Here is a 17,853-nt window from a genome sequence, read left to right as displayed (position 1 = left end):
CCCCTCCGTAACCGTTTTCATTTTGTCTTACAAACTTGTATATACATGTTTATGACTCTATTGTAATGATGTATATACATGTCGTCAATCTATTTTTATAGCGCTTTCATCACAAATATACTGCGAAAGACCCTGAAACAAAAAAGGCCCCGCCGGAACCGGGCCTTGACTTCTTGTTTTATCGGGAACATGTCCGGGCGGAATTCACAACAGGAGCACAAAAAGCATACAGTACTGTACAACTAAGTTAAAGAGGTGTGAAGAGATGCCATCCACTGTTATCAACCTGTACTATTTGAAGATTAACAGTATTTCTGGCAACGGATCTATTACGATTGGGGAAGCGGCATACAACAGTCCCACCACAAATAACAAATCACAAGGACTGAACTCTTCATTCGGCGATACGTCACCTATAGAATCGATGATGGAGAACTTGTTAAATGATCCTGATGTCAACGACCAGACAGCCATCGGAACCGCAGATACCGCAAATATTACGCCGGTGCCGCCCATTATAGATTAAAGGGGTTTTTATGAATGCCTTACCAAATTAACGTCGTCAATATAAAAGTAAACGGAGCAACGCAAAACGGAAACGTCGATATCGGTCAGACCGTGCAAAACAGCCACACCGCCAACAGCAAATTTGTCGGCGCGAACTTTTCTTTAGGGGATTTTTCGCCGGCCGCCGGATGTTTGAATTCGGGCCATCTTGACCCTGACGTGAGCGATCAGGATCAGATCGCCAACCCGTCAATGCCGATCGCAAATCAAATATAGGGAGGTTCTGCCGAAGTGGATATCGAAAAAATGAGAAAGTGGCTTGAGATTACGAACGAGCACAAGCCCAGCGACTTTTGGACCAATGTCCTGAAACGGAAATCTCCCGAAGATTTTTTCTCCTTACAAAAAAACACCCTGACTTATGATATTTATCAGGATGAACAGCACACATTTGTCATTGTGGAAATGCCCGGCGTTTACGAAGAAGAATTGACATTGAGGCTGCTGTCAAGAACACGGCTGCATATAAGAGGAAACATCACACCCCTTTTTCCAAAGAACATGGGCGTCTGCCAAAACCGGTATTACGGGGAAATCGATGAGACGATTGAGCTTCCTGAACCGGCTGAGCCCCACCTGTTACAGGCGCAGTGCGTAAACGGCCTGCTCCACATTTCCTACCCGCGCCTTATGGAGCACATTCCTTTTCAGAAAAAAATCTAAAGAGCCGGCTTACGGGCGGCCCAGCCGTCTGTACACTTTCTCCTTATAATGAGAAGATGCGGGTTTTGAGAACATGGCTTTCTCCTCCGTCAGTTTGTCGAGTCTGACTTGTTTTTCCGTCCGTTTGTTCCGCAAGTGATCCCGCTCCTGTTCATTGCGGCACTTGGCGATCAAATAATCGAGCGTCATCAGCTCTTTCTTCAGCGCGCCCTCATCCTCGGCGATCCCGGCGTTTTTTAATATGCGGTAGCCCATTCTGAGCGACTCCGGAAGATGTGCGGCATCGTCTTTCGGCAGGGGCTTTCCCATTCCGTTGATGCCGGCGAACTCTCCATCCTTAATGGCGCGCTTGATTTTATCTTCAGCCACGATATGGGCGATATCCATCACTGTTCACCTCCTTTTTTCAATAGAACCGGGTATGATTAAAGGGAAACACAAAGCCCAGTTTGTGCCATTTATATGTTTTAAAGCTGTCATTCAACAGATCAACCCCCGTTGCGACAGCGTTTTTCGCCCTTTTTCCGATGAGCCTTTTCCACCTTTTCTATTTGCTGGTTTCATGGTATATTGATTACGTTCGTTTTTTCTATCGTTCCGTGTAAACCGTGATCGGAAAAAAGGAGTGTAACAATGAAAACATTTATAAAAGAAAGAGGACTTGCCTTCTTCTTGATAGCGGTCGTGTTATTGTGGGTGAAAACATATGTCGCTTATATTTTAAACTTTAACCTCGGCATAGACAACACGATCCAGAAAATATTGCTTTTTGTGAATCCGCTGAGCTCCAGCTTGTTCTTTCTTGGATTTGGGCTTCTTTTCAAGAAAAAATTACAGCAGACAGCCATTATTGTGATTCATTTTTTATTGTCTTTTTTGCTTTTTGCAAACATCGTCTATTATAGATTCTTTAATGATTTCATTACCATCCCGGTCATGATGCAGGCAAAGACAAACGGCGGCCAGCTCGGAGACAGCGCGTTCTCGTTAATGAGATGGACAGACGCCTTCTACTTCCTGGATACCGTCATTTTGATTATTTTGGCCCTTAAGATGAAAAAACCGGCTGAAAAACCGGCGAAGAAATCATTCAGAATCGTTTTGGCTTCCGCCGTGCTTATGTTCCTGATCAACCTCGCCGTCGCGGAATCCGACCGTCCTGAGCTTTTGACACGCTCATTTGACCGAAACTATCTGGTGAAATACTTGGGCACGTACAACTTTACGATTTACGATGCCGTGCAGAATGTGAAATCAAACAGCCAGCGCGCGCTTGCCGATTCAAGCGATGTAACGGATGTGGAAAACTATATGAAGGCCAACTATGACGTGCCGAATAACGTCTACTTCGGAAAAGCCGAAGGAAAAAACGTCATCTACGTCTCATTAGAGTCTCTGCAGTCCTTTATCATTGATTACAAAATTAACGGCAAGGAAGTGACGCCGTTTTTAAACAAACTGGCGCACGATAATCAAACATTCTACTTTGATAACTTTTTCCACCAAACGGGACAAGGTAAAACATCTGATGCGGAATTTATGATGGAGAACTCTCTGTACCCGCTTTCGCAAGGTTCGGTTTTCGTCAATAAAGCGCAAAACACGCTGCAGTCCGTTCCTGCGATCCTAAAAGGCAAAAAGTACACGTCTGCCGCTTTCCACGGAAATACGCAGACTTTCTGGAACCGTAACGAAATGTACAAAGCGGAAGGCATCGATAAGTTTTTCGATTCCGCTTATTATGACATGAGCGAAGAAAATACGAAAAACTACGGCATGAAAGACAAACCGTATTTCAAAGAATCCATGCCGCTCTTAAAGAGCCTGCCGCAGCCGTTCTATACGAAGTTCATTACGCTGTCCAATCACTTCCCGTTCGGAATGGATAAAGAAGACACGGACTTCCCGGCGGGAGACTTTGGCGATTCAGTCGTCAATAACTACTTCCAGTCCGCGAACTATCTGGATGAATCAATTGAACAGTTCTTTCATGACCTGAAAAAAGACGGCCTGTACGATAAGTCGATTATCGTGATGTACGGAGACCACTACGGCATCTCCGAAAACCATAATAAAGCGATGGCGAAAGTGCTCGGCAAAGATGAGATCACTGAATACGACAATGCCCAGCTTCAGCGGGTGCCGCTCTTTATCCACGCTCCCGGCGTGAAAGGCGGCCGTAATCATAAATTTGCCGGTGAAGTCGATGTCGCGCCGACCGTTCTTCATCTGCTCGGCGTCGATACGAAAGATTATCTCATGTCAGGTTCAGATATCTTATCGAAAGAGCACAGAGAAGTCATTCCGTTCCGTAACGGAGACTTCATCTCACCGAACTATACGAAAGTGTCCGGCAAGTATTACGATACGAAAACCGGAAGACTCTTAGATGATTCAGAAGTCGACAAAAAAGAAGACTCTCTCGTCAAGACTGAGCTTGAAATGTCTGATAAGATCATCAACGGCGATCTGCTTCGTTTCTATCAGCCGAAAGGCTTTAAGAAAGTGGACCCTTCACAATTCGATTATACGAAGCGTGAAGATTCCTCAGCAGATGATCAAAAAGAATAAACAAAAGCCAGATCATATCAATGATCTGGCTTTTTTATGTTCAGCTCCCGGCGGCGGCCAGAGAGCGCTTTTGCAGGCTGCCGGAAAGAACTGAATAAGCGACGACTTTCTTTTTCTGCTGTTTGACGACATCTACATGATCTTCGTAGCTGTATACAAACACCGTCATATCTTTTTTTCCTTTTCTCGTCTTAATGACAAGCGGATCGGCTCCGTTTTGCGGATGAAGATAACGCTCTTCATCCCCTGGGTATATATAATGCCGTTCGATAAACACGGCTTCGTTAAAATCATCAATCACCCGGCGTTTGTCTTCGCCTTCCAGACGTTTTCCGCCGAGGGAAACGGCAGCGGACGCGTCACTGAGCTTTGAATGGGTTTCAAACTTGCGGAGGATCCATTCCACCGCTCCGGTAGGAAGGCATGTCAGCACAATCTTAATCAGGCTTATGACAACAATTGAAACAACTGCAATCCATGTCACCTTACATCATCTCCATACTTGTTCTACATGAATCTTAACATAGAAGAAAACGTTGTTTTTTGTACATTATGTGAAACTTGATATATGTTCAAAAAAAATCCGGATCACCTAGGTGATCCGGATTTTTCAAGTCTGCTTCTGGTCGTCACGGCGGACGGCTTCTCTCAGCTCTTCCGCGACAAATTCGACGTTCGGCCCGATAATGACCTGCGCCGTTTTATTCCCCGTTTTGATAACCCCTTTTGCTCCCGCTTTTTTAAGCGCCGCTTCATTAATGAGAGACGTATCCTGCACGGTCAGCCTGAGGCGGGTCGCACAGTGATCAATCGTTTCAAGGTTTTGCCTGCCGCCGAGCCCCTTGAGCATGGCATGTTCTTCGACGGAACCGGCCGTATCTTCACTAAGCACTTCTTCCTCTTCCTCATCATCTTCCCGTCCCGGCGTTTTCAAGTTTAACGTTTTGATGAGCATATAGAAGACGACAAAATAGATCACCGCATAACAAAGCCCGACAACGAGCAGCAAAAGCGGTTTTTCGGCAATGCCGTAGCTGAGGAGATAATCGATCGCCCCCGCCGAGAATGAAAAACCTGACCTGATTCCGAGAACATTCACGAAAAATAAAGAGAACCCGGTTAATATAGCATGAACCCCGTACAAAAGCGGTGATAAAAACATAAATGCAAATTCAATCGGCTCTGTAATTCCGGTAATAAATGCCGTCAGCGCGAGACCGATCATCATTCCGGCCGTCGCTTTGCGCTTACTTGGCTTAGCCGCGGCAATCATTGCCAGACATGCGGCCGGAAGCCCGAACATCATAATCGGGAAGAATCCCGTCATATAAGTTCCCGCCGTCGGATCCTTCGCAAAGAAGCGGGCCAGATCTCCCGTTTTTCCGTGAAAATCGCCAAACTGGAACCAAAAAATATTATTCAGCACATGATGAAGACCGAATGGAATCAAAAGCCGGTTAAAAATTCCGTAAATCCCCGCGCCGATCCCGCCAAGCCCGATCATCCATTCCCCAAAGGACGTAATCACCGACTGAATCGGCGGCCACACAAATCCGAAGATCCCCGCCAAAATAATGGTAATCAGCGCCGTTACAATCGGAACGAGCCTGCGTCCGCTGAAAAACCCGAGGTATTCGGGCAGCTTCGTATCCTTAAAGCGGTTATACGTGTATCCCGCAATTAACCCCGCGATAATCCCTCCGAACACGGCCATATTATTTGTCGAATTGATTGATTTTACAGCCGCGTCCAGCATGATATAAGAAATTGCTCCCGACAGAGCGGCTGCCCCGTTGCTGTCTTTCGAAATCCCGATCGCGATTCCGATCGCGAAAATCAGCGGCAGATGATCAAATACCGCGGTCCCCGCCGCGTAAATGAACGGAATATTTAATAAGTCCTCTCTGCCGATGGCCAAAATAATACCAACGGCGGGCAGAACGGCAATCGGAAGCATAAATGATTTTCCGAGTTTTTGCAAAAATTGAAGCATTTTACCCATCCCCCTTCTTTTTTCTTAAATATACCACATAAGTTATCTAGTGATCTATACCAATTTTCCTTCATTTATTCACATAAGGCTTGTTGGTTTTCTATTTATAAACCAGTTGTGGTAAGCTTGAATCAGATGATTAAAAATAGAAAGCGGGAATGACAATGATTGTAACGAACGATCAAGAATTAGAAGGCCTTAAAAAAATCGGCAGAATCGTCGCGCTGGCGCGTGAAGAAATGAAGAAAAAAGCCGAGCCCGGCATGAGCACGAAAGATCTTGACCTGATCGGAAAGGCGGTGCTTGACGAGCACGGAGCCGCTTCCGCTCCGGAGAAGGAATACGATTTCCCGGGCGTGACATGCATCAGCGTAAATGACGAAGTCGCTCACGGCATTCCGAGCGCCTCTAAAATCTTAAAAGCCGGAGATCTTGTAAATATCGATATTTCGGCGGAGTTCGGCGGTTTTTATTCCGATACGGGAATTTCATTTGTGCTCGGAGAAGGCGATGAACGTCTGCAAAAGCTTTGTAACTGCGCAGCATCGGCATTTCAGAAAGGATTGGATCAGGCAAAAGCCGGCAAACGCCAAAACCAGATCGGCAGAGCCGTCTACCATGAAGCCCGCTCCAACGGATTTACCGTCATTAAAACGCTGACGGGCCACGGAATCGGCAGAAACCTCCATGAAGCGCCGAACCACATCATGAATTACTACGATCCGTTTGATAACGCGCTGTTTAAAAACGGAACCGTGATCGCGCTTGAGCCGTTTATTTCCACGAAAGCGGAAACGATTGTTGAAGCGGGAGACGGCTGGACGTTTAAAACGCCGGATAAAAGCCTTGTCGCCCAAGTGGAACATACCATCGTGATCACAAAAGACAAACCGATTATTTTAACTGCATTGTAATGTTTCATCTCCCTTCCAAACAGGTATACAACAACTAACCCGAAGGAGGGAGACGCATGAAAAAAGATAAAGAAAAAATCAAAATCGAAAACGAAATACACGCCATGCACGGCGTAACGAAACAGCAGATTTTAGAGGATTTCGAGGAATTTAAGGCGTACCTTCATCAGAAAATTTCCGCCGGAAAAAAACTGGGTCTGGATGACAGCAAAATCATCAAAAGCGCCGCCATCCTCGGGGACTATCTCGCCAAACACGAGGAGCCCCGCAATGCGGAAGAAAAACTCTTACAAGAACTGTGGGACATTGCGGATGACAATGAAAAACAGCATTTGGCCCAGCTTCTCGTCAAACTTGCCGGACACTGATACAGTGCCCGGCTTTTTTATGCTCCGTTATAAGAGTTGTGCTACACTGGACATATGTCTGTGAAAGGAGCCATTTTTCAACATGTGGTTTATTATCTTCGGGTTTATTTTCTTTATTGAAAGCATCATTCTCACCGTTTACGGAGTGAAGAAAAAGAAGGGGATGCTGATTTATTTCGGCGTCGTTTTCGGAATCATGACACTCGGAACGGTGCTGTTAAAATTAACCGGCCATTAAGCATGAAAAGACCGCCCTTTACATATATATGTAAGAAAGCTTTACATCTCTGAATCGAAAGTCTCAGTTTTTGCGTTATCCCTTTTCAGCGTCTTTTTATAGATGTTACAATGCCAAAAGTTTGGCAAAAACTGAAGAAACCTCCCCAGCGGGAGAACGGAGAAAGGAGTTTTCTGACATGCATTATGGCAGTAAAGGCTGGTATGTAGAAGAGTTAAAGAAAAAAGGAATTACCCACTATGAAGGAAGAAAGCTTCAAAGCTTCAAAAAGTACTTCCTTGCCAATCTGCTGGAAACAAAAAAACAAGCATAACGTAAATCAGCCGTGCTGTCAGTGCAGCACGGCTTTTTTTCTATACATTAGTGAGCCTGTCTCTTTTTTTAAGGAAGGACTCCCTCCAGCTTTCTGACAGCGCTTCTTCCCGCAGTATTTCTTCAATCGCTGACAGATTGCCGGAATCACGATATTTCACTTCATTCGCATACCAGACGGAAATGCTTTCTTTTCCTCTCGACAGACGCTTGAGGACGGGACGCGGATCGACATATCCTTCTTCAAGCACCCTGAAATAAAAGCCGGTAAATCCCGTCTGCTGTACACGGAGCACCATATCTTTGATGCCATATTTGAGCGCGAGTTTGACGCAGGGCTGGCGCGGCTGGCTTACTTGAACGACGGCTTCCCCCAGCTGAAAGACGTCTCCGATCCACACGTCTTGTTCGGCAAGTCCTTTGACCGTTACATTCTCCCCGAACGCGGCGGCGGGAAGTTTTCTCGCGAGCGTTGTTTCCCAATATGAATAATGCTCGGCGGGATACACGCACACCGCTTTATCGGGGCCTCCGTGATGCTTCAAGTCGGCTTGCCCGTCCCCGTCAAAATGGGTTTTATACAGCATGACGGGAGAATCTGCGGGCCGCTTTATGATGCCGGAATTGATTTGTCTGCCGGCAAATTCATGAATTGCGGGCTTTCCGAGATTGATAGATAAGACAGAATAGTCTTGCGTCACCTCGTTCACATCCTTTGCGAAATCTCATATCTTTCCTTTATCATAGTAAGAAAAAGGTGGTTTTTCCATGCTTCAATATCATATGATTGCAGACGGCCGGGTTCAGGGCGTAGGTTTTCGCTACTTCGTCCAGATGGAAGCCGACAGACATAAGGTAGCCGGCTGGGTAAAAAACCGTGATGACAGCCGGGTGGAAATCCTTGCCGAAGGTCCTGAAGAGTCGTTAAAACAATTTGCCGAAGCAGTCAGAAAAGGCAGCCCCTTCTCAAATGTCACAGGCGTAACCATCGAAGAATCACACCGTCTGAAAGGGTACCGCACTTTTACCATCAGTTACTGATAAGGCTTGTCCTGATAATAATAATTCGGCTTCACAATCGTATTGTCATATGATTTATGGAAAATGTGGGTGGAAGCCGGCGAGATCGGCGGAATCAGCCAGGTCCAGTCGCCCGTCAGCTTTCTGCCCGCGTCTTGTTCCTGTTCTTCAAAGCGTTTAAATTGATTCGCCGCCGTATGGTGATCGACAATGCTGACACCGTGTTTTTTGTATGAATAGAGCACTGCCTTATTCAGTTCCACCAGCACCTGATCTTTCCACAGGTCGGTATTCAGGCTGGCGGAAATCCCCATGACCGCAGCGGCTTTTTTGAGCATATCATACCGTTTTTCGTCAGCAAGGTTCCTTGCGCCGATTTCGGTTCCCATATACCATCCGTTAAAAGGCGCCGCGTTGTACGACAGCCCGCCGATTTCAAGCCTCATATCGGCGATAATCGGAACCCCGTACCATCTGAGATTTAAATCGGCAAACTCTTCAATATCCGGATGGGTGATCGGCACTTCTTTCACGAGCGTCTGAGGCAGGTCATACCAGACCGGCTGCCCGTCCCCTTTCATCCGGAAAAGCAGCGGCAGAATATCAAAATCGGTCCGCTTCCCGCGCCAGCCGAGTTTTTCGCAGACAGCCGTCAGCTCATATGATGCCGGATCACCGACTCTTCCTTTTTCAGTCTTATATCCCGCATAGCGGATGAGCTGGTGATTCCAGATTTCCACTTGTTTCTCCCCATTCTTCTCAGGGGGGAAAATCGTAATCGTCGGTTTAATTTTTCCGCCGTTCGTGGCGATTTCGATATGTTCAAATAATGCGTCGCGCACCTCTTCTTTCGTGTTCACACCGCGCCGGTCAATGACGTTCAGCGATTGCCAGAACAGACGCCCGATACAGCGGTTGCTGTTGCGCCACGCCATTTTCGCCCCGTGTTCAAGCTCTTCCGCCGTATGGACGTAACTTCCCGTCCGATCTATCTCATCTTTTATCGCGTGTAGACGAGCGTTGATTTGCGATTCCATTCCGAGTTCCTGATAGCAGACATCAATAAAATCCTTCGCCTCATCCCAAAGTATTTCCGTATGTTTCAAAAAACTCTCTCCTTCAATTTACATCTGTTTCCCATTGTATCGTTTTTAGGAGTGAACACAATGGTTTTTTTGTATCATACTGGAAACTGCAAAGAAAAAACACCTGTGATGTTCGCAGGTGTTTTACAAAACGGAATGCAGTTTTTCAGCCAGTGTAAGCAAATCCTCACGGTAGTTTTTTCCCGTCATCGGAATTCCGTGACCCGTCAAAAGCGCTTCCGGCTCCAGTTCGGCCAGTTTCTGAACGGATGCGGCCGCCGTCTGCGTATCCGCTGTAAAATAAGCGGGCGGCCCGTGAAGCTCTTGCTTTTGAATGACAACGTCCGCAAGCGATTCCTGTTCAACAGTGATCACGGCATCACCGGCAAGCAGAACGCGGTCTTTATCCCGGAATAATGAAATATGGCCGGGTGTGTGGCCGGGCGTATGCACCCATCTCCATTCTTCAAGAAACGGAACGGTACCGTCTGAAGGCAGTGCCTGAACGGACGGAATGCGGATCGTATGGCGCGGAAACAGCGGTGACAGCTTTGCGACAAGCCCTTTTTTCGCATCGGGCCTGGCAGGCGGATAATCCGCTTTCCCCGTGACGTACGGGAGCTCCTTTTCATGAATGTAAACCGGCACATCCCAAAGCTCAAGCAGCTCTTCAATCGCACCGACATGATCAAAATGGCCGTGTGTCAAAATGACCGCCTTCAGCTGATACCCCTCTTTGAATCGGCGTTTCATTTCTTCTGTTATCATCTCCGCCGATTGAGGCATTCCCGCGTCAACCAGAATGATTTCCCGCGGAGCTGAGGGATTTTCGATAAAGTAAACATTCGCAATCTGCACGGTCAGTCCGTAAACGCCGTCCGCCGCTTTAAAACCGGCGCCGCTTCTCACTGAAAAAAGCGGCATAAACGGATCACTCATCATGGCACCTCCTCTGATGCCTTTAGTGTGCGACGAACCGGGTGTTTTATGTTAAAAAATCGTGATTGCGCCGATGATGAGCGCAAAGGCCGTCATGACGATAACGGCAAGAACCGCCCATTTCATCGCAAATTTCTGGTGTTCATCAATGGTGACCCCGGCAAGCCCGACTAATAAATGCGTCGACGGCACGAGCGGGCTTAACATATGAATCGGCTGGCCGATAATCGAAGCGCGGGCGATTTCCACCTTATCTACACCGTACGCCACGGCGGTCTCGGATAAAATGGGCAGCACGCCGTAAAAATAGGCGTCATTAGGCATCAGAAACGTAAAGATACCGCTCGTTAAGGCAACAATCGCCGGAATAAAACCTCCCATCTGTTCCGGAATAAGCGATACGAGGGAAATGGCCATTTCATCAACCATCTTCGTCCCCGTTAAAATTCCGGTAAACACGCCTGCGGCAAAAATCATCGAACCGATCGCAAGCACATTGCTCGAATGGGCTGAAATACGCTCCCTTTGATCGTTAAGCTTCGGATAGTTGACAATCAGCGCGATACAAAACGCAATGATGAACAGCACGGTTAAATTCACTTTTCCTGACACTAAAAATCCCACTAAAGAAAGCGTTAACAGTAAATTGAACCACCACAGTTTCGGCCGCCTCCATTCATCTTCCGCAGCCGCAGCCGTTTCATTTGTATGGGACGGCTGCTTTAATTCGATCACCCCGAGCCGTTTCCTTTCCATCCTTCCGAGTACATAAGCGACCACAATCATACACACCATTCCGCTGGCAATGACAGGCAGCATCGGCCCCGTCAGCTCTGCCGGGTCAACGCCGAGCGCACTCGCCGCACGCGGCGTCGCGCCGCCCCATGGTATCGTGTTCATGATGCCCATGCCGACACCGGCGATTCCCGCTAAAATAATCGGACGGATTCCGAGCATGATATACAAAGGCAGCATTGCGCTTGTCGTAATCATATACGTCGTTGAGCCGTCTCCGTCCAGTGCGACAAGCATGGTCAAAACGGCTGTTCCGACTACAATTTTGAGCGGGTCGCCTTTAACCAGCTTTAAAATACGCGACACCATCGGATCAAATAAACCGGTATCAATCATAATGCCGAAATAAAGAATCGCAAACATAATCATGACTGCAATCGGCGCCACCTGTTCAATCCCGGAAATCATCATCTCGCCGACCCGGTTAAAAGAAAACCCGGCAAACAGCGCAAACACGATCGGCGTTAATACGAGCGCCGTTAACACTGAAAGCCGTTTTGTCATAATCAGTACCATAAAAACAAGCATCATAAGAAAGCCTAAGATTGCTAACACAGTATGTCCCCCTTATCATGAATACGCTTACATTTTAAAGGCCCGATCCCCTTTATCCGCCTTTTTGCTATCTTATGAGAATTGGATATTGAAGTAAATATTTTGGATTTTAAAGATTTTTAATTTTTTATAACCTTTTCGTTCATTTTGTTCATTTATAAATAAAAAGCCTCCCGCAAATATGCGGAAGGCTTATTTTTCGCTGCTCATCATCTCTTTATAAAACTCGGTCTGCTCTTCTAAAAAGCGTTTTGCGCCGCTGCTGTTTTTATAAAAGCTCTCCCAATCCCGTTTTTTCAACATTTGCTTCCACTCCGCGGATGAGGTAATCTGTTTCAAAGCCTGATCCCAATAGGCGATCTCGCCTTCGGTCATGTCTTTCGGCCCCATGATGCCTCTCCAGTGCGCAAAGACAAACGGCACCCCCTGCTCTTTCCATGTCGGCACATCGCTGAAGCCGGAGAGCCTTTTGTCCGACGTAACGGCCGCCAATGTGATTTTCCCTTTCCGATAGGCGTCTCTCGCTTCTGAAATGGTCATTGAGGCGGCGTCTATCTCGTGGCTGATAAGAGCTTCAATGACTTCATTGCTGCTCCCGTATTGAAAAAAGCGGATATCAAACGGAGAAATTCCGGCCATTTCCGCCGCTCTCGCAAAGGAGAGCTGGTCATCATTTCCGAGGCCGGGCGCAAATCCGATTTTTATGCCGCCCGGATGTGCTTTAATATCGCCGAGCAGCCGCTTTCCGCTTTTTATCTTTGAATCCTTCGGAAGAGCGACGGTCTGCCACTCTTTTGCGATAATGGCCAAAGGCGTAAAATCAGCTGCCTTCAGCCGGCTTTGTCCCAAAATTTCATTGCTTAACAGCAGGCTTGAATTCATACTGATGACATCCGTTTTTCGTTCGTTTACATATTTCCAGCCGCTGTCTCCGCCTCCGCCGGGTTTATAGACGATCTTTACGGGCCGGCCTAATATTTGCTTCCGCTCTATTACCGATTGCAAAGCTTTTGCCGTTACGTCCCAGCCCCCTTGAGGCGCTGCCGGGACGACAATTTCAACCGGCCCTTCGGCTGAACGGATGCCCGTCATCTGCCGTCCGTCAAAAGAAACCAGCGCCGCCAGCATGACAAGAAGCACTCCCAACCGCTTCATTTCTCCCATCCCTTATTCATGTGCTAAATAATATTTCCGTTCCGGCCTGCCGATAATGCCGTACTCTAATTCAGCGAGCGCTTCTTCCTGAGAAACGAGAAACTCGGCGTAGCGCCGCGCCGTTGTTCTGGAGGCGCCCATTTTTTCGCCCAGTTCTTCGGCCGTCATCCCTTTTTGGGCTGCCCTGAGCGCGTTTTTGATTTTTTGAAGTGTAATCGAATTAATCCCGGTCGGCAGATCATTGAGCTGTTTTTGTTCTTTCTGACCGCTTCCGAAAAACATGTCGATAACGGACTGGCTCAGCTCCGGCTGTGAGCGCAGCCATTCTCTTTTTTCACGGTACTGCAAAAGCACTTCTGTAAATTTATGTGCCGACACCGGCTTTATGACATAGTGGGAAACGCCTGATCTGAGCGCTTCCTGCAGCAGTCTTGTTTCGGCAGAAGCCGTAATAATGATGATATCAACAGAAGGAAAACGGCCGCGGATAAGGGGAAGCAGATCTGTTCCCAGCTCATCCGGCATATAAATATCCAAAAGCAGCAGATCAGGCTGCCGTTTCTCAAGCAGCGATATGGTGTCTTTGGCATTGATTGCTTTGCCGATGACATTGAATCCATCAAGAGGTTCGATAAATTTTTCGTGAATTTGCGCTATTCGAAAGTCGTCCTCTGCAATCGCGATGTTAATCACACCGATTCCCCCTTTGGCGTTTCTTTCGGTATAAACACCGTAAATACGGCACCGCCGCTCTTTTGCTGCGAAATCTCTATCGATCCCTGCAATTCACTGACGGCTTCTTTCAGATTGGCTAAGCCGTATCCTCTCCTCGTCCCCTTTGAAGAGTAGCCCTTTTCAAATATGGTTTTTGTTTTTTCCTGAGGCACGCCGTCTCCTGAGTCCGCCACTTCGATGACGATATCCCTGCCGATATCGGTCATAAAAAAGGCGACCTCTTTTTTCTCTTTTTCGGCGACGGCTTCGAAAGCGTTATCAATAAGATTTCCGATGATCGTAATGAGCTGGGATGAACCCACATGCTCCGGCAGCGATTCTAAAAAGCTGTTTTCATCTATTGAAAGCTTCACTTTCTTCTCAGACGCCTTTCCCATTTTTCCTAATAGTATGGCCTGAACCCGCTGTGAATGAATGTTTTGAAAGAGGATTTCATGCTGTTCATTCTGGATGGCGTACTCTTCTTTTATCAGTTCAATGGCTTCATTATATTCTCCCAGCTCTAACAGACCGAGGATCGCGTAAAGCTTATTCGAGAATTCATGCGTTTGCGCCCGAAGATCCTCTGAGTATTTTTTCATTTCAGTCAGCTTGTTAATCAGTTTCTTGAGCTCTGTTTTCTCCCGGAAGCTGATCACCGCTCCGTATACTTGTCCGGTCTGCTTCATTTCTTTCACGTTTAAGATAAATACTTTATCTCCGGCACGCACCTCCACGTTCGGCGGTAATTCTCCCCCTGCCAACACCGGCATGAGATTTGCGCCCGGCATGATTTCTTTTATATGCCTTCCGATCATCGGTTCCGGCAGATTCAGCATATCAGCCGCAGATAAATTCATCATGGTTACCGCGCCTTCTTTGTTTACGGCGATAATCCCTTCTTTCATCGCAAGGAGCATCGCATTGCGCTCCCTGTACAGTGCTGCAATTTCATGCGGTTCAAGGCCGAGTGTATCTTTACGAATGCTTTTTGCGAGCGCCGCCGCTCCCCCGATGCCGATAAGAAACACCAAACATGCAAAATAGCCTAAATGCCGCAGATGCGCTTTCATATCTTTTTCTATCTCATCTTGTAAAAACTCGACTGTCACCGTTCCGACGACTTCGTTATGATTTTTTTCCTCCAAAATAACCGGGGCGCTCCCCCGGACAGCCTTCATTCCGTCGGAAACCGGTGACCCGCCGAACATGACGGTTTTATTTTGCAAATTTTGATTTTCTTTCGGAATACTGCTTCGGGCCGAATGAAATGCAACATGCCCTTTTTGATCAGTGATGTAGACGGCGTGCGCGCCTGCCTGTTCTTTCATTTGTTCAATGACGTCTAACTTTGTAAAAGCCTCTTGATCCGCAAGCCGGAACGCCTCTTTTACGGGAGGCATATATGAAATGGTTTTTGCCGTTTGCACCGCCAGCTGTTCAGCCTGCTTCTGGCCTTCCTTTAATTGCTGAAAGGCAAATATAACTGTGAGCGTTCCGATGACAAGTATTAATAAAGCCGCAATTAATCCGGCGATTTTCATTTGCAGAGAGACATAAAACCGCTTCACTTCCAACACAGCACCAGCCGTCCTTTCCTCCTAAAATCATACCATTTTTTAAATCTTTATTTCTCATTTTTGAGAATTTTCGTGATCTTTTTCTCTTGTCATTTCTTTCAAAAAGTGCAGTCTGGTATAATTTCCCTCAAGAGAGATAAGAAGGATAACTTTTTATAATCGCTGCGCAAAAAAAGACTGACAGAAGCCAGTCTCGGGATGTTTAACAGCGGACGTATATTCAGTTGAAAAAGTGTTTCTCTATGATGGCCGAGATACATTTGAATGACCGGAAATATCAATCAATTTTCCTTTGACGGCCAGGCGTCCTTCGGTTCTTATCGCCTTGTCGCATGTGATTAATGTAATCTCTTTATCTTTTGTCTCCTGAATTGCGTTTGCTTCTATTTCTGAAATCATGGTTTTTGATGTTACAGAATAAATATAGTCTTTTCTAAAGTCGGTCATCACGATTTGCGCGCCTTTTTTTATGTGTAAAAGAGGGCCGAACAATAGGTTCTCCTGCTTCAGATGGTGGCCTGCCAACGGGTAGTTTCCCTCGCCCATTTTCTGATCCGGACGCATAGTTGCCGCGCCGATCAGCAGGTTTTCATTGGTTGTGCCTTTTAAAATCGGAAGGTCTAAATCGATGCTGCTGATGGTTATCCGTCCGATTATCGGTTTTGGTTTGCGATTAAAACTTGACTGAACTGTTTCCCTGAAACCGGGCGGATGAATGGATTCAAAATCATAGTCCGCTTTTTTCATGTTATTTTTCCGCGCTTGTTCTGCGGTTAATTCCGATTCAATTTGGCTTTTACTGAGGTACGCGATCAAACAGCCTTTCATGAGAGGTGAGGAAATGAGAAGCAGCCCGGACAAAATAAGAACGGCAATGATCATTTTTTTAACCATGAAGAAAATTCCTTTCTTGTACGTCATGCGGTGAGTATTTGGTGAGAAATGATTCTCTTTTTAAAAAAGCACCTGATCGATTCTTACATGATCAGGTGCGATAACGTCTATCTATTCCTTGCTTTCTTCTTTCTTGATACAACAGCCGCGGCTCCGCCGGCTAATAGCAGCAGAATACCGGCCGTGACCGGCATCATACCGTCCGTATCACCGGTTTTCGGCAGGTTTTTGCCTGTATCCGAGTGATTGGTTTTACCATTGGTATCAGGATGATGCCCGCCTTGATTCGTTTGATGATTCGGTGTGTCTTTCCCAGGTGCGGGATTTTTTAATTTCTTATTAGAAACGACGACCTCAACGGCTTTTAACTGTCCTTTTTCAATTGTGAATTCAATTGGTTTTTCGTTCAGCTGATAGCCGTCAGGCGCTTTTGTTTCGATAAATCGATACTGCCCGGGCGCTAATCCTTTCACCGTAAACCGGCCCTTTTGATCCGTCTTCCTTACCGCCGGCCGTTCTTTGCTGCCGCCAGTGTTTACCGGATGTCCGGCAGAATCCGTGATCTTGAATTCAGCACCTTCCAGCACCTTATTTTTATCGTCATGATCCACTTTTGTCAGTGTGACATCACCAGGCGTCAGTGTATTCTCCGCACTGATTTCGACTGGTTTTATGTCGGTATTTGTGATCTTGAATGATATTGGCGTTTGATCCAAACTGTAAAGTTCAGGCGCTTTTGTTTCGATAAATTGATATTCGCCCGCTTTCAGTCCCCGTACAATAATTTGTCCGTGCTCATCTGTCGTCAGACCCTCTGTCAGTACTTTGCCGTTTGCATCTGTCAGATTAAACTTCGCACCTTGCAGGACTTTCCGTTTGTCACCTTGATCCAATTTTGTGAGAACAACGCTGTTCTTGATGTTAACTGCAGTCAGGGCAGCCTGATTCGGTTTTCCGCTGTTCTCAGCCTTAATCGTAAACGGCACAGGGGTTGTTGACAGCAGATAACCATCCGGCGCTTTTGTTTCAACAAATTGATAGTTTCCGGGCGCCAAACCGCCGGCGTCAATTTTGCCGCCTTCTTTTGTCATCAGATCGTCTCTTACGGTTTTTCCATCACTGTCAATGATTTTAAATTCTGCACCGTCTAAAACGTTTCCGTCTTGATCCTTCTTGATCAGCTGGACAGAGCCTTTATAGTTGACTGCCGTTCCTGCGTCAGTTGACTCCGGCTTTCCTTCCGCTGTTTCTGAGATGGTAAACTCTTTTTTCTCCGTATTTAACACATAACCGTCGGGTGCTTTCGTTTCAATGAAGGCGTAATGACCCGGTGTAAGACCGGATGTTTCTACTTTTCCGTCCTTATCTGAAACCAGATCTTCTTTAACCGTTTTTCCATCACGGTCGACGATTTTGAAGACTGCACCTTCAAGCTTCTTGCCTTCCGCATCTTCCTTCGTCAGCCGGACAGAGCCTTTATAGTTGACTGC

General features: G+C 46.7%; 21 protein-coding genes. 9 read left to right on the top strand and 12 right to left on the bottom strand.

From position 1 onward, the window contains the following. The first annotated feature begins 265 nt into the window (after positions 1-265). From AC1RRX_RS13840 to AC1RRX_RS13830, 3 genes are read left to right on the top strand one after another with little or no spacing between them, the layout of a single operon-like run. Complete coding sequence (locus tag AC1RRX_RS13840) at positions 266-526, top strand: spore germination protein (protein ID WP_007408496.1); 261 nt, start codon at positions 266-268, stop codon at positions 524-526. A gap of 14 nt (positions 527-540) precedes the next feature. Next, positions 541-783 (top strand): spore germination protein, encoded by a 243-nt coding sequence (locus AC1RRX_RS13835; protein ID WP_003155595.1) that lies wholly within the window; start codon positions 541-543, stop codon positions 781-783. A 15-nt stretch (positions 784-798) separates the two neighbouring features. Continuing rightward, positions 799-1,230: an Hsp20/alpha crystallin family protein gene (locus tag AC1RRX_RS13830; RefSeq protein WP_003155596.1), complete on the top strand. Its 432-nt coding sequence runs from the start codon at positions 799-801 to the stop codon at positions 1,228-1,230. A 9-nt stretch (positions 1,231-1,239) separates the two neighbouring features. Here AC1RRX_RS13830 and AC1RRX_RS13825 read toward each other — a convergent pair whose 3' ends face one another. After that, complete coding sequence (locus tag AC1RRX_RS13825; protein ID WP_003155597.1) at positions 1,240-1,617, bottom strand: DnaJ family domain-containing protein; 378 nt, start codon at positions 1,615-1,617, stop codon at positions 1,240-1,242. Positions 1,618-1,863: 246 nt separating this feature from the next. Between AC1RRX_RS13825 and ltaS the strand changes: the two genes are divergently transcribed. Next, positions 1,864-3,801, top strand: a complete 1,938-nt coding sequence (gene ltaS, locus AC1RRX_RS13820; protein WP_020955498.1) for a lipoteichoic acid synthase — start codon at positions 1,864-1,866, stop codon at positions 3,799-3,801. Between the two features lie 40 nt (positions 3,802-3,841). On the opposite strand, the gene AC1RRX_RS13815 is transcribed toward ltaS, so the two are convergent. Beyond that, positions 3,842-4,285 carry a YfmQ family protein gene (locus tag AC1RRX_RS13815; protein WP_144464577.1) on the bottom strand — a complete coding sequence of 148 codons (444 nt, stop codon included), beginning with the start codon at positions 4,283-4,285 and terminating at the stop codon, positions 3,842-3,844. Positions 4,286-4,411: 126 nt separating this feature from the next. Next, complete coding sequence (gene nagE, locus AC1RRX_RS13810; protein ID WP_061046503.1) at positions 4,412-5,794, bottom strand: N-acetylglucosamine-specific PTS transporter subunit IIBC; 1,383 nt, start codon at positions 5,792-5,794, stop codon at positions 4,412-4,414. 164 nt (positions 5,795-5,958) lie between these two features. Here nagE and map point away from each other — a divergent pair, with 164 nt between their 5' ends. From map to AC1RRX_RS13790, 4 genes are all read left to right on the top strand, one after another. Next, positions 5,959-6,708: a type I methionyl aminopeptidase gene (map, locus tag AC1RRX_RS13805; RefSeq protein ID WP_007408490.1), complete on the top strand. Its 750-nt coding sequence runs from the start codon at positions 5,959-5,961 to the stop codon at positions 6,706-6,708. Between the two features lie 56 nt (positions 6,709-6,764). Beyond that, entirely contained in the window at positions 6,765-7,076 is a 312-nt protein-coding gene (locus AC1RRX_RS13800; RefSeq protein ID WP_003155607.1) for a DUF3243 domain-containing protein, read from the top strand. Between the two features lie 82 nt (positions 7,077-7,158). Continuing rightward, the gene (locus AC1RRX_RS13795; protein ID WP_003155608.1) at positions 7,159-7,314 is read left to right on the top strand and encodes a hypothetical protein; all 156 of its coding nucleotides are present in this window, start codon (positions 7,159-7,161) and stop codon (positions 7,312-7,314) included. 178 nt (positions 7,315-7,492) lie between these two features. Further along, positions 7,493-7,627 carry a YflJ family protein gene (locus AC1RRX_RS13790; RefSeq protein ID WP_003155609.1) on the top strand — a complete coding sequence of 45 codons (135 nt, stop codon included), beginning with the start codon at positions 7,493-7,495 and terminating at the stop codon, positions 7,625-7,627. 40 nt (positions 7,628-7,667) lie between these two features. Here AC1RRX_RS13790 and AC1RRX_RS13785 read toward each other — a convergent pair whose 3' ends face one another. After that, complete coding sequence (locus AC1RRX_RS13785) at positions 7,668-8,327, bottom strand: MOSC domain-containing protein (RefSeq protein WP_015239385.1); 660 nt, start codon at positions 8,325-8,327, stop codon at positions 7,668-7,670. 67 nt (positions 8,328-8,394) lie between these two features. Here AC1RRX_RS13785 and AC1RRX_RS13780 point away from each other — a divergent pair, with 67 nt between their 5' ends. Continuing rightward, positions 8,395-8,667: an acylphosphatase gene (locus tag AC1RRX_RS13780; RefSeq protein WP_144464579.1), complete on the top strand. Its 273-nt coding sequence runs from the start codon at positions 8,395-8,397 to the stop codon at positions 8,665-8,667. On the opposite strand, the gene nosA is transcribed toward AC1RRX_RS13780, so the two are convergent. From nosA to AC1RRX_RS13740, 8 genes are all read right to left on the bottom strand, one after another. Next, positions 8,661-9,752, bottom strand: a complete 1,092-nt coding sequence (gene nosA / locus AC1RRX_RS13775) for a nitric oxide synthase (RefSeq protein ID WP_144464581.1) — start codon at positions 9,750-9,752, stop codon at positions 8,661-8,663. The two genes, AC1RRX_RS13780 and nosA, sit on opposite strands and share 7 nt — an antisense overlap. A 123-nt stretch (positions 9,753-9,875) precedes the next feature. Continuing rightward, the gene (locus tag AC1RRX_RS13770; RefSeq protein WP_015239382.1) at positions 9,876-10,670 is read right to left on the bottom strand and encodes an MBL fold metallo-hydrolase; all 795 of its coding nucleotides are present in this window, start codon (positions 10,668-10,670) and stop codon (positions 9,876-9,878) included. Between the two features lie 51 nt (positions 10,671-10,721). Next, a complete protein-coding gene (gene citM, locus AC1RRX_RS13765; protein WP_007408485.1) occupies positions 10,722-12,020 on the bottom strand; it encodes an Mg(2+)/citrate complex secondary transporter CitM in 1,299 nt (432 codons plus the stop codon). Positions 12,021-12,212: 192 nt separating this feature from the next. Beyond that, the gene (locus AC1RRX_RS13760; protein WP_061581204.1) at positions 12,213-13,175 is read right to left on the bottom strand and encodes a tripartite tricarboxylate transporter substrate binding protein; all 963 of its coding nucleotides are present in this window, start codon (positions 13,173-13,175) and stop codon (positions 12,213-12,215) included. Between the two features lie 12 nt (positions 13,176-13,187). Continuing rightward, complete coding sequence (locus AC1RRX_RS13755; protein WP_061581205.1) at positions 13,188-13,868, bottom strand: response regulator; 681 nt, start codon at positions 13,866-13,868, stop codon at positions 13,188-13,190. Next, positions 13,865-15,469: a sensor histidine kinase gene (locus AC1RRX_RS13750; protein WP_144464583.1), complete on the bottom strand. Its 1,605-nt coding sequence runs from the start codon at positions 15,467-15,469 to the stop codon at positions 13,865-13,867. The genes AC1RRX_RS13755 and AC1RRX_RS13750 overlap by 4 nt, the downstream gene beginning before the upstream one ends. A 240-nt stretch (positions 15,470-15,709) precedes the next feature. After that, a complete protein-coding gene (locus tag AC1RRX_RS13745; RefSeq protein ID WP_144464585.1) occupies positions 15,710-16,363 on the bottom strand; it encodes a class A sortase in 654 nt (217 codons plus the stop codon). Between the two features lie 107 nt (positions 16,364-16,470). Beyond that, on the bottom strand, positions 16,471-17,853 hold a 1,383-nt coding region (locus AC1RRX_RS13740; RefSeq protein ID WP_492870926.1), incomplete at its 5' end, for an MSCRAMM family protein.

The organism is Bacillus sp. GW821-FHT11D08 (assembly GCF_058808515.1).
Note: the sequence above shows the minus strand (reverse complement) of the source record. Positions and strands in the feature narration are given on the sequence as shown.